Source organism: Shewanella carassii, from assembly GCF_002777975.1.
Classification (GTDB): Bacteria; Pseudomonadota; Gammaproteobacteria; order Enterobacterales; family Shewanellaceae; genus Shewanella; species Shewanella carassii.
This window is the reverse complement of sequence record NZ_NGVS01000014.1, coordinates 14,521-26,968: the sequence shown is the minus strand read 5'-3', so window position 1 is coordinate 26,968 and position 12,448 is coordinate 14,521. Positions and strand designations below refer to the sequence as shown.

At 52.6% G+C, this 12,448-nt stretch carries 11 protein-coding genes; 7 read left to right on the top strand and 4 right to left on the bottom strand.

Going from position 1 to position 12,448, the window contains the following annotated elements; translation table 11 throughout:
- Nucleotides 1-37: 37 nt before the first annotated feature.
- Nucleotides 38-808 (bottom strand): ComF family protein, encoded by a 771-nt coding sequence (locus CBE72_RS08710; RefSeq protein ID WP_167387658.1) that lies wholly within the window; start codon nucleotides 806-808, stop codon nucleotides 38-40.
- Nucleotides 809-833: 25 nt separating this feature from the next.
- Between CBE72_RS08710 and bioH the strand changes: the two genes are divergently transcribed.
- Together bioH and CBE72_RS08700 are read left to right on the top strand one after the other, a co-directional pair.
- Entirely contained in the window at nucleotides 834-1,613 is a 780-nt protein-coding gene (gene bioH, locus CBE72_RS08705) for a pimeloyl-ACP methyl ester esterase BioH (RefSeq protein ID WP_100143202.1), read from the top strand.
- Between the two features lie 37 nt (nucleotides 1,614-1,650).
- A complete protein-coding gene (locus tag CBE72_RS08700) occupies nucleotides 1,651-2,154 on the top strand; it encodes a hypothetical protein (RefSeq protein WP_100143201.1) in 504 nt (167 codons plus the stop codon).
- Here the strand turns inward: CBE72_RS08700 and CBE72_RS08695 are convergent.
- Together CBE72_RS08695 and CBE72_RS08690 are read right to left on the bottom strand one after the other, a co-directional pair.
- Complete coding sequence (locus CBE72_RS08695) at nucleotides 2,106-4,106, bottom strand: LTA synthase family protein (protein ID WP_100143200.1); 2,001 nt, start codon at nucleotides 4,104-4,106, stop codon at nucleotides 2,106-2,108. The genes CBE72_RS08700 and CBE72_RS08695 overlap by 49 nt on opposite strands.
- Nucleotides 4,107-4,431: 325 nt before the next feature.
- Nucleotides 4,432-6,774 carry a Tex family protein gene (locus tag CBE72_RS08690; RefSeq protein ID WP_100143199.1) on the bottom strand — a complete coding sequence of 781 codons (2,343 nt, stop codon included), beginning with the start codon at nucleotides 6,772-6,774 and terminating at the stop codon, nucleotides 4,432-4,434.
- A gap of 299 nt (nucleotides 6,775-7,073) precedes the next feature.
- Between CBE72_RS08690 and CBE72_RS08685 the strand changes: the two genes are divergently transcribed.
- Nucleotides 7,074-9,224: a TonB-dependent receptor gene (locus tag CBE72_RS08685; protein WP_100143198.1), complete on the top strand. Its 2,151-nt coding sequence runs from the start codon at nucleotides 7,074-7,076 to the stop codon at nucleotides 9,222-9,224.
- Between the two features lie 299 nt (nucleotides 9,225-9,523).
- Here CBE72_RS08685 and CBE72_RS08680 read toward each other — a convergent pair whose 3' ends face one another.
- The gene (locus CBE72_RS08680; RefSeq protein ID WP_100143197.1) at nucleotides 9,524-10,087 is read right to left on the bottom strand and encodes a NapC/NirT family cytochrome c; all 564 of its coding nucleotides are present in this window, start codon (nucleotides 10,085-10,087) and stop codon (nucleotides 9,524-9,526) included.
- 391 nt (nucleotides 10,088-10,478) lie between these two features.
- Between CBE72_RS08680 and CBE72_RS08675 the strand changes: the two genes are divergently transcribed.
- From CBE72_RS08675 to CBE72_RS08660, 4 genes are all read left to right on the top strand, one after another.
- Nucleotides 10,479-10,838, top strand: a complete 360-nt coding sequence (locus CBE72_RS08675; protein ID WP_100143196.1) for a hypothetical protein — start codon at nucleotides 10,479-10,481, stop codon at nucleotides 10,836-10,838.
- Nucleotides 10,839-10,906: 68 nt separating this feature from the next.
- Nucleotides 10,907-11,362 carry a DUF2057 family protein gene (locus CBE72_RS08670; RefSeq protein WP_100143195.1) on the top strand — a complete coding sequence of 152 codons (456 nt, stop codon included), beginning with the start codon at nucleotides 10,907-10,909 and terminating at the stop codon, nucleotides 11,360-11,362.
- 249 nt (nucleotides 11,363-11,611) lie between these two features.
- A complete protein-coding gene (locus CBE72_RS08665; protein WP_229671983.1) occupies nucleotides 11,612-11,950 on the top strand; it encodes a hypothetical protein in 339 nt (112 codons plus the stop codon).
- 116 nt (nucleotides 11,951-12,066) lie between these two features.
- Nucleotides 12,067-12,387 carry a heavy metal-binding domain-containing protein gene (locus tag CBE72_RS08660; protein ID WP_100143193.1) on the top strand — a complete coding sequence of 107 codons (321 nt, stop codon included), beginning with the start codon at nucleotides 12,067-12,069 and terminating at the stop codon, nucleotides 12,385-12,387.
- Nucleotides 12,388-12,448 lie beyond the last annotated feature (61 nt).

Here is a 12,448-nt window from a genome sequence, read left to right as displayed (position 1 = left end):
ATTTTATCTTCCACAATTCCAGGCCGGATCCTGATCTTTAGTCGGCACCATCTTGCCTCCCTTTAACCGCCCAGGAACTATGACTCAATCCGGGCGCCTCGGCTCTGGCCAAACACCATACCTGTATGTCCGGTGACCATGGAGCCAAAGCCTTGGCCGCTTCCCGGATAGTGGTACCTGTCGTCACCACATCATCCACCAATACCAACCGTTGCCACTGTAATTCCCCCCTCACAGCAAACGCCTTGGCCAGATTCCGCCTGCGGGCCTTGCCACTGAGACCGGCCTGGGGTGCGGTATCAGCTACACGCAGCAGCAAAGAATCCACCAACGGCAACGCCAGCTCTTGGCTCAGCATAGATGCAATCACCCAGGCCTGATTAAAGCCCCGCTGTTGCAGCCTCGCCGGATGCAAAGGAACAGGCACCAAGACCTGTGGCCAACAGATAAGTCCGGCGGTCGCCAACGTCTTTACTCTGCAAGACAAGGCCCGGACCAATGCCGGCAGTGGAGCAAAATCCTGCTGGTATTTGACTCGACCGACAAGTGGCCCCAATGCCGAGTGATAGCTGGCCGGAGCCACTACAGGAATAGGGCTGTGTTTCATGCAGGAACCACAATAGCGGGCAATGACAGCCAACTCCCTGCCACAGCCGAGGCAGATAGGTTGTCGGTAGCTGCTGGCTGCAAGACAGCAGGCACACAAACCCTGACTAGCTGACGGGATCTGCTGATGACACAGTAGGCAGCGGTTGGGTAAACTGGCGGCCAATAGGGCCCGGCATCCTGCCAATAGAGGGCTCCACATAATAAGTCTTCCATGAGGTGTTTCAGTGAGTCTGCATATCGAAAGCCAAGGACAGGGACAGGATCTGATCTTGCTCCACGGTTGGGGCGTCAACAGTGCCGTTTTTCATCCCCTGCTACCTAGCTTGTCTCAGTATAGAGTCCACAGTGTCGACCTGCCGGGATTTGGCTTTAGCCAGGCCATTGACGGGGAACTTGATGACTGGGTGGACGCCCTGGTGGCAGCTCTGCCCGAGCAGGCAGTATGGTTGGGCTGGTCGCTCGGTGGCCTGGTCGCCACCCGCGTAGCTCAGCGCTTTCCAGAACGAGTTGCCGGACTTATCACAGTCGCCTCCTCTCCCTGCTTTATGGCCAGGAGCGATAACCCATGGCCTGGAATAGCACCGAATGTGCTGACTCAGTTTGCCGAGCAACTGCAACAGGATCTGCAGCGAACCATAGAAAGGTTTCTGGCGATCCAAGCCATGGGCAGTGATAGCGCCCGCGATGATATTCGCACCATTCGCGAGCTGGTTCTGGCGCGGCCGCTACCCAATGAACAAGCTCTGGCGCAGGGTTTGGAGATATTAGCCAAAGTGGATCTGCGCCCCGGACTGGAACGGCTCGCCCTTCCCTGGCTCAGGGTTTGGGGCAGGCTGGATGGGCTAGTGCCCAGAAGAGTCGCTAACCTATTGCCGGGTAACGCATCAACCACAGATTTACTGCTGGCCAAGGCATCACACGCCCCCTTTATTTCCCATCCTCAGGAGTTTATTCAGGGGCTAAATAGTTGGTTAACGGAGAAAGACTTTAATTCCTTGCCCTGATTGACTATTATTTGGGCAGCAATATAAGGAATGCCCTATGCAACTTGTCTCCCACTATCCACAGGTACCGATCGCGACCAGTAATCCCGCGACCGATGCCGCTCGGGTAGAGAGTCAGCAAAGACCGCCGGTCATTCCACCGCAGCAACCCAGTAAAGGCCATGAAGAACGGGCTTTCAACCCGCAGCACGAACGTACGGCAGACTCGGCGCAGCAACAAGCCAGACTGGCCGACAGAGTCCAGGAGCGCCAACAGCAATCCGGTCAACAACAGCAGCAACAGGAACAACAGCAGCGCCAAGGCGGTAAGCCACTGCAGCTGAATCTGATCAGCAAGCCGGCCTTGGATCGCCGCGATATCCGTAACCGTCAGCTCGACGCCGCGGCTTTTCCCAAGCCAACCATAGAATCAAGTCGCGAGCATCATCCCATGCCAAATGAAGCGCCGCAGTTTTATCGTGAGCTGGGGCAGAGAATCGACACCTTCTACCATCAGCGTACTGAGCCCCTGCCCGAAGCCGGCATTTCCGCCTTGGCTTGAATGGCCTTTGGGGGAAGCTTATATAAGCCATCCTGATATGCCATGCTACCCCAGAGTGCCAACCCAAGCGCCTTACGAGCCATGGTATCCGAGAGTGGAGCCGTGTGCAGTTGCTCCTTTACAGGGTCATAATCAAAGGTTACAGGTGCTTTTTCCGGCTGTAATATAGTGACCTTATTGCCCTGCATATAAGCAAAGTTCTTGTCGTACTGCATCAAGGCCCTACCCGGCCAGTTGTCGGGCACCTTTGACAGATCTCGTCCCAACATGGGGTAAGTGGCATCGATGCCGGCCAAAGACAACAGCGTTGGCGGCAGATCTATCTGGCTCACTACCCGCTGATCCCATTTGGCCGGAATTCCCTCTCCCAGCAGCAAGCCCGGGATCCTAAATCTGGGCACAGGCACCAAGGAGGCCCCGGAAACCCGGCTGTCATGATCGGCCACCACCAGAAACAGGGTATCACGCCAATAGTCAGCCTCTTTGGCCAGGCGGAAAAATTCACCTATGGCGTAATCGGCATACTTGGCAGCATTGTTGCGGGTCTGTTTTGGCTGTTCATACAGTTCAATACGGCCATCAGGAAATTCAAAGGGATCATGATTGCTGGAGCTGAATACTAGGCTAAAGAAAGGTTTGCCCTCGGCATGGAGCCGCTTGAACTCTGAGTCAGCCTTGCGCATCAAATCTTCATCTGAAGCCCCCCAGGAGCCGACAAAGGCAGGTTTACGATAGTCTTTCTGGTCGACTATGGTGCTGAAGCCATTACCGAGGAAGAAGCTGCGCATATTGTCAAAATGGCTTTCACCACCGTAGATAAAGGAGGTGGAATACCCTTGAGCCTGCAGCAATGTCGCCAGGCTGAAGAAGCCGCTCTGGCTCTTGCCTAGTTTCACTACAGAACGCGCCGGCGTGGGGGTAAAACCAGTGGTCACCGCCTCTATACCGCGGACCGAACGCGTACCCGTGGCATACAGGCTCTCAAAGTACCAGCCTTCATCGGCCAGGGCATCCAGATTGGGCGTCAGTGGTAAGCCACCCAAACTGCCAACGAAACGAGCACCCAGGCTCTCCTGCAATATGATGACTATATTCTTGGGTTTACCGCGATAACTGGCCTGGTTTTGGCTCAGGCTGGGATATTTGTCTGATATGAAGTCAGCGGGCGCACGGCCACTCTCCTGGCGGATTATCTGATAGATCTCCTTTCGCTCCATGTCACCATAGATCCGCGATGCATCGGCCTCGTTATTCATTTGGCTGATGGCAAAGGCCAGCGAGTAACCGGAATTGACCACCAACGAGTTAACGAGTGGATCATCGGCGAAGGCCACCATGGCCGGATTCAAAGGTCTATGACCGAGAGTGGATCTGGCCCCCGCCAAGGACAAGACAATGATCAGCACACCGAGCACTGGGCGCCAATACCACTTGGGGAAACGACAATTGCGACAGAGGTAACCTGAGAGTTTCCAGCCGCCCCAGAGGATAACGCCGGACAAGACCACTGAGAGGATCAGCTCCAGCTTGCGGCCACTCCAGAGCATGGAAAGCACTTCTTTGGGGTAAATAAGATATTCGATGTAAAGACGGTTAGGCCTGACACCATATTCTTCAATAAAGGACGGAGTGGACAATTCCAAGAACAACAAATACCAAAGCCCGAGAGTCAACCACAGACGCTGTATCCAAGACCAGCAACGCCCGAGCCAATGTTCGCCACCAAACAAGGCGGTACCCAATGCCGCAACGCCCCAGAGCCAACAGAGTATGGCCACATCGACCCGCAGCCCCTGCAACAACAGATGACTCCAACCACCAACGGCAGCTACCCGTTCATATTGCCAAAGCCCCAGCCCAATTCGACTCAGCATCAAACATAGCAACGCCAATAAACAGAAAGTCAGTACACTACGAAACGGCCCTGCAAACTTAAACGGGAAAAACTTCATACCCTAAAAATCCTTGTTACTCTTGTATCTTGGCATTTGTTATTAAACTGCAATAAAACCGCACTCCCCCTCTACCTGAGCCGATTTACTGCGCCATTATGACAAAATGAGCGCAATTAAGTTTCATTAACATTTGTTTCTACCCAGGCATGTTCCCAGAGGGTGAAGCGGCTCGCAAAAGCCAGGTAAAATCGATTCGAAACAGAAAATAGCGAATCAAACACCTTGAGCCTGAAAATAGAGACAAAAAAATCCCCCAAACGTTATCGGGGGATTCATTAGCTGGCGCCAGCCAAACAGTGACAGATATTCAGTGGCTTACCGATCAGTTTTTCTTCAGCTTGGCAAAGGCATCGGCAAAGGCATTGCCCATGGCGGCATTCACTGGCTGCGGCTTGGCGGCAGGACGTTGTTTGCCCTGACCAGGCTTATTGCCCTTGGCCTGCGGCTTGCCGGTTCTTTGTTGTGGCTTGCCTGGCTCAATCTTTTCGTCCAGGCGCATCGACAATCCAATACGCTTACGCTCAATATCTACCTCCATGACCTTTACCTTGACCACATCACCGGCCTTAACCACAGTATGAGGATCGCTGACAAACTTGTCGGTCAATGAAGAGATATGCACCAGTCCATCCTGATGCACGCCGATATCGACAAAGGCACCAAAGTTAGTGACATTGGTCACCACGCCTTCGAGGATCATCTCAGGTTTGAGATCCTTGAGCGCCTCAACCCCATCTTTGAATTTGGCTGTCTTGAACTCGCCTCGGGGGTCACGCCCCGGCTTATCCAACTCCTTGAGGATATCCGTTACTGTCGGCAGACCGAATGCGTCTGTGATGAATTCGGCCGGATTGATACTGTTCAGCAGTTCACTGTTACCTATCAGTTCAGCAACCGGTTTACCCTTAAGCTTGGCGATATTTTCCACCAGCGAATAGGCTTCGGGGTGAACGGCCGATGCATCCAGCGGGTTACTGCCTTCACGGATCCGCAGGAAGCCGGCGGCCTGTTCGAAAGCCTTGGGCCCCAGACGTGGTACTTTGAGCAGCTCTTTTCGGTCGTTGAAGCGGCCGTGCTCATCGCGATATTCCACCAGATTTTTAGCTAAGGTGCGGTTAAGACCGGCCACCTGGCTCAACAGTGGCATAGACGCCATGTTCACATCGACACCGACGCCGTTTACACAGTCTTCAACCACGGCTTCCAAAGAAGCCGACAGCTGACTCTGGCTGACATCGTGTTGATATTGGCCCACACCAATGGACTTGGGTTCAATCTTAACCAGCTCCGCCAGCGGGTCCTGCAAACGTCTGGCGATGGACACGGCGCCACGCAGTGAAACATCGAGATCAGGAAACTCATTGGCCGCCAACTCAGAGGCCGAATAGACAGAGGCTCCGGCTTCACTGACCATCACCTTGGTGATACCGGGATTGCTGTCTTTGACCATGGCAATCACTTCAGCCGCCAGCTTGTCGGTTTCACGGGAAGCCGTGCCGTTACCTATGGCGATCAGCTCCACCTTGTGCATATTGACCAGATTAGCCAGAGTGCGTATCGACTTGTCCCACTGGTTTTGCGGCGCATGAGGGAAGATAGTGGTATGGCCCACCAGCTTGCCTGTGTCGTTGACCACCGCCACCTTAACCCCGGTACGCAACCCGGGATCCAGCCCCATGGTAGCCTTGGCTCCGGCGGGAGGCGCCATCAATAAGTCGCCCAGGTTACGGGCAAAGACTTTAATCGCCTCGGTTTCCGCCGCTTCACGCATTCTGGCGATAAACTCGGTTTCCATCTGCAGGGCGATTTTGATCCGCCAAGTAGCTGTGACAACCGTCTTCAGCCAGTTATCCAGAGCGCTGTCACTCAGCTTAAGACGCAAGTGCTCGGCGATGAGCACCTCACAATAGCTCCCCGCTTTGGCTTCTGCCTCAGGGTCGGCATTCATCGACAGACTCAACACGCCTTCATTGCGGCCGCGCAGCATAGCCAGCGCCCGGTGAGAAGGCACTGAGCTGAGTTTTTCAGTGTGTTCAAAATAGTCGCGGAACTTGGCGCCTTCCTTCTCCTTGCCAGAGATCAGTCGGCTTTCAATGACAGCCGACTGCTGCAGGTGGTTACGCACCTTGGCCAGCAACTCGGCATCTTCGGCGATCCGCTCCATCAAGATATAACGGGCACCATCCAACACCGCCTTGGTATCGGTAAAACCGACTTCCGGATTGAGATAGGCCTCGGCGGCCTGCTCAGGATCCATGGAGGCGCTGCCAGCAGCGGCATAGAGGGCATCGGCCAAGGGCTCAATACCGGCTTCAATGGCAATTTGGCCCTTGGTACGGCGCTTGGGTTTATAGGGCAGATACAGATCTTCGAGCCGGGTCTTGCTGTCGGCTTCGTTGATAGCGTGCTTCAGCTCGGCGGTCAGTTTTCCCTGAGCTTCAATCGAGGAGAGGATCACCTGACGCCGATCGTTGAGCTCTCGCAGATAACCGAGACGAGTGTGCAGGTTACGCAGCTGGGTATCATCCAGCCCCCCTGTCACCTCTTTGCGGTAACGGGCCACAAAAGGCACTGTTGCACCCTCATCCAGCAAGCTGATGGTAGCAGCAACCTGCTGCTCACGAACGTTCAGCTCCTGGGCAATAATCTGAGCAATATTATGCATAGTAAGGATCTGTTGGATTGACAAAATTCAGTTGCGCCAACCATACCACAGGCAGCCTGAAAGTTTCATAGCCGGAGAGCGAGATTCCAGCCTTTAGCCAGCTAATCACATCCCAGGTTTAGCGCCTTGACACTCTTTACAAAAATTCATCACTGCTATGGACAGAGAAAACCAGCCTATTTTATACTCCTTAACCGTTATACAAATAACAATGATTTGTATTTATCTGGTCGGCAGGGAGCGCCGGAAACCGCAAACCAATAAGCCGTCTTCCAAGATGGCAAACATTAGGAATAACGATGAATTTCACTCGCTCCCTCGTCGCTCTGTCAGTACTTTCCGGACTGGCAGCCCAGGCGGCTTACGCCAAAGAGCCCCAAATGGAAACCATGGTCATCACTTCCAGTCGGATGGAGAAACCACTCAGTGCCATCCCCAATACTGTGACAGTCATAGACCAGGAACAACTCAAACAACAGTTGGCCACCACCCGGGACTTGTCGACCATTTTGGGCAACCTGGCCCCCAGTTTCTCCCCCAGCCGCCAGAAAATGACCAATACCGGCGAAACCCTGCGCGGCCGAGCTCCCCTCATCATGATAGATGGCGTGCCTCAGTCAAACCCTCTGCGCAGTGGTGGTCGCTCGGGTCAAACCATAGATCCCATGATGATAGAACGAATTGAAATCATCCATGGTGCCAATGCCATGCACGGCCTTGGCGCTCAGGGGGGCATAATCAACTACATCACCAAGAAACCCAGCGGCGACAACGAAAGCCGGGTAAGTTTTGATCTGTCCTCTCCCACCAGCTTCGAGTCCGATAGCCTGAGTTTTGGTGCCAACTATGCCTTCTCCGGCCAAAGCGGCAACCTGGATATGCTGGGTTCAGTGGGATACCACAGCAATGGCGTTTACTATGATGCCAACGATGATGTCATAGGTGTCGACACCACCCAGGGCGAGTCGATGGACAGCCAGAGCAAGGACTTCTTCCTCAAGTTGGGCTATGAGTTCAGCGAGTCGCGACTGGAGCTGATGGTCAACCACTACGATATGGACAACAATGGTGATTGGATGCCGGTCAAAGGCAATGTCGCCACAGATACTCCAACATCGGCGGTGAAACAGCAACAACCCTGGCAGGCAGCCAACAACAAGGTCACCACCAGCAGCCTCACCTACAAGCATCGCAACATCGCCGGGCAGCAGTTGGAGCTGCAACTGTTCAACCAGAACTTCAAGGGTGTCTATGGCGGTGGCTGTTTCGGCAGCTTCTATGATCCGGCCTTCGAAGGTGCAGCGAATCTGACAACCTGTGATACCGGCGCCAATGGCGAGCAGTACTTCTATGACCAGTCACGTAACAAGTCCAACAAGTGGGGCCTCAAGGCATCGATGATCGCTAATAATCTGGCCGACAGCGGTGTGGATCTGGCCTATGGGGTAGACCTTTTCAGCGATACCACAGAGCAGGATCTGGTGCAGACCGGACGCTCCTGGGTACCCGAGACCCGTTACGACAATATCGCCCCCTATGCCCAGTTGAGCTTCTCACCTGTGGATGCCCTGACTATTTCCGGCGGCATTCGTTATGAATATGCCAAACTCAAGGTCGATGACTTCCAAACCCTGTGGGCCTCTGGCCACAAACAGGTTGCCGGTGGCGAACCGGATTTCAATGAAACCCTGTTCAATATAGGTGCCAGCTATAACTTCACCTCAGCGCTGCGCCTCTATACCAGTTACAGCCAAGGTTTTGGTATGGCCGACATAGGGCGAATTCTGCGTGACGGCAACAGCTTCCCGGACCAGAACCCCAGCGTGGAAGGTTCCTTGACGCTGGAGCCAGTGGTCACAGATAACTATGAACTGGGCTTGGACTATCAAGGCGAGTTGTTGGCAGCCAAGCTGGCACTGTATCGCTCCGAGGCCAAACTGGGTGCCCGTTTAGCCCTGAATGAAGACGGCTTCTACAATGTGAAACGGGAAAAGAGCGTGATCCAGGGACTGGAAGCCAATGTCACGGCTTACCTGGGTAATGACGACGATCTGGGGCTGAACCTGGCGCTGCAGCAAGGTGAGTATGACTCAAATAAAGATGGCAGCACAGACACAGATCTCGACGGCGCCAACATAGCACCCAATCGTCTCAACCTGTTCTGGGAACACAGGTTCAATGCCGAGATGAGTGGGCGCATTCAGGCCAACTACTATATGGACCGTAGCTTCAAGAAGGCCAATGGTGAAGAGTACGCCGAGTTTGACGGCTATGTCACAGTTGATGCCTCCTTCTCTATGCCGCTTTACCAAGGCACTTTGACATTGGGGCTACAGAATCTGCTGAATAAGGACTACTACAGTTACTACTCACAGACTATGGCTAACGACAATCGTTACTTCAAGGGCATGGGCCGTACTGTCAGCATAGGCTTCAGCTTGCCTTTCTAATCCAGCCTGTTAATGACAAATTGAGGGTCGCCAATCGGCGGCCCTTTTCATTACACGAGGCATAATTTCAAGTAGCTTTATCCAAGAGACAGATCTGCGGCGGCCTCCGCCTTATGAGATAACAAAACCCAGGACAATTACTGGCGAGCAGATAGAACGAAAATCTTCCGGACAAAGTCCGGCAAGCAACGCTTCAATATGATTGATAGCGACACCTACCCTTGCTAAGCGACATCAATAAGTTATGTCCGAGCATAAAAAAACCGCTGCAAGCAGCGGTTTTTCCAGCTCAAAGAAGATTAGCCCTTAGGATAAGGATGCGCCACACCCTTGTGGCAATCCACACAGGTCTTTCTGCTTTCAGGATCTTTCTTGAAGTTCATGCTGTGCATTCTAACAGCCATTTTCTTCATGGTTTCAGGCTGGTTTTCATAGATGCGAGTATGACAATGCTGGCAGTTGGCTGAATCATTAGCACGGAAATACTTCAGTGCTTTATCGGCCTGTTCCTTACGGTTAGCATCCAGCCATTCTTGAGTATTGAAACCATCGATAGTCAAGAAACCGTAGAGGTCCTTGGACACGATGATCTTTTTCACCAGATAGTCAACCGGACCATGAGGCAGGTGACAATCCTGACACTGAACAGTGACACCTGCGCTACCGCCGCCATGGGCAGAAGCCAGCACTTCGTCTTTCAGTGAGTGGTTGCTGTGGCAGGTCATACAGAATGCATCTGTACTGGTTGCATGCAGCGTCTGCTGGGTAGCGAAGTAGCCCACAACCCCTATCACAATGCCAACAACCAGCAGCGACAGGATGGAATACTTTGCGCTGGGTTTAAAGATTGCACGCCAGTTCATCACTCTTCTCCAAAATAAAATTCTTATATCTATATTGAACTATTAGTTGTTCTGAAATTTGATTATAAACCAGTTTTCTTTCATTAATCTGACCTGAAAAGTGCAAAATGAGACTTAGCTCTAACTCTCAAGCCCTATTGAGGACTGGATTTTAAGTCTGTGCCATATATGCACTTTTCCTAAACCTAATGCATGGCATAGGCTTAATCAAGCATAGTCAATCGAATAATTAACATACAACCAATTCTTGAAACAATAAATGTGATCCAAGCGACATTAAGAGGCGGGGAGCAATTTTATTTTGAAGAAAACGAAACTATTTAATCATTCCCCCTGTCTATTCAAGCAGGTTAACCAAATACTGAGCTTAGCCAAAAACCAAAGGATGACGATGAGAAGCTTGCTGCTGATACTGACACTGATAATGACGCTGGGACAGGCCGTGATGCCTGCAGCCGCGTCTGTTTCTGTGTCTGAGCATCAGCCGATGGCAGCCATGGACTCATCTGCATCCACCAGCATGGCTATGGATTGTTGCCAAGGCCAGCAGCATTGCCCCGACTGCGATCTGGGTATGGATTGCGGCACCATGGGCAACTGTGCCAGCCACTGCACACCAGGTGTAAGCCTGCTTACCGCCAGCCACCCTTTGATGGTGACAGGAAGCCAGCCGATCGCTCTGCCGAGCTGGAGCCTGCAAACCGCTATACTCTCGCAGCAAACACCCCCTCCCAATTCAGCACAGATGTAACTCTGGCCTTGCGGCCACACAACTTTAGTTAATGTTTTTACATCTGAATATTTTTGGGAGTTCCCACTATGTCTGCATACAAAATTTCTGCATCTCGTTTTAGCGCCGCCCTGTTAGTGCTTACCGGCCTGTTTATGACTCCTGGCAGTTTCGCTGCCGAGTTGAACTTGCCGGATAATCTGGCGATCAAGGCTATCGATGGTCAGGCAGTATCCAACTTTGACAACCACAAACTGGCTGCCGGTGAACATGTCGTTGAGCTCCAGTACCGGGATATTTTTGCCGTCAATGCCGATGACTCGGGCGCTTGGGTTAAGTCTGGTCCCCTTTATCTGACAGTGACTGTTGCCGAACAACAAAGTCTACAACTGCAGTTACCGACTCTGGATACCGAGGCCGAAGCCAACGCCTTTATTCGCAGCCCACAGTTGCAAGTTGTGGATGAAGCTGGCCAGGCTGTTCCGGCCAAGATAATGACCCATGGAGGCCTGATGGCCGACTGGTTGGCACAACTGCGCCGCTGAGTTTTCAGAGTGGAGTGAGGCAAAGAGTCGACCAGCAAACCAATGATTGCCCGATAACCACTGAAGCTTTTTTTAGTGTTCGCTAGATGTGAATAACATCAAGGTAGGCGTTGTAAATGCATGGTAGACTCTTTAGGTTCAGTTTCTCTGGAGTCTTAGCTTAAGATGCTATCGGTTCGCCGCCATATCCTGGTTTTGTTTACCATGCTCGCATTGCTCGGGCAGGGTATGCTAACCAATGGACACTGGATGGTACCCACAGCTGAAGCGCATTCCGGAGAAATGGACTCCACGGCACACCCAATGGCTGCCACCATGGATTGTCACCCTCAACAGACACAAAGCAGTCACTGCTGCGATGACCCGCAAATTGATACAGTGCTTCCCGACACTGTGAGTCATTGCTGTGAAGGCAAAGGATTGTGCAAGAGTGACTGTAACCATTGTCTGGTGATATCCGTAACGGGTACTCTCATTGCCGTCGGTTCCTGGCCGGTGATGTCTCTGCCCGAAGCCGCCGTGGCCACGCCTATGCCTCATTTCCACTCTGTTTCTGTCGGCCAGACCATCAAACCCCCCATAGTTTGATATCCAAGGCACACTCGTGCCCAAAATCTGCCAATAAATACAAATTTTTAATGGGATAAGCTCCAGGTATGCCCGCAGGCACCTGGTCAAAGCCGTATCCCAAACGGAGTGAATCAATGAAAACCTTTATCAGTGTCCTGATTATTGCCTTTTTGTCTGTCACCCTGGCTCGAGCCAGCTTTGCAAGTGAACGCGAACATCACCACGACCAACATCATGCTAAGGTAACGGCCGAGTATAGCTGCCCCATGCACCCTGAAGTGACGGGTAACAAAGGGGATTCCTGCCCCAAGTGCGGTATGTTCCTGGAAAAACAGCAACAAGCCGGCCACCACTGTCCCATGCATACGGAAGTGACAGGCAAGAAAGGGGACTCCTGCCCCAAGTGTGGTATGAATCTTGAGCCTGTAGCAGGCCAGAAACACCACCACCACTAATCAAGCTGTAGCTGGAGATGAGGCATATGAGCGATTCAAACCGTAAACGCCAACGACTGGC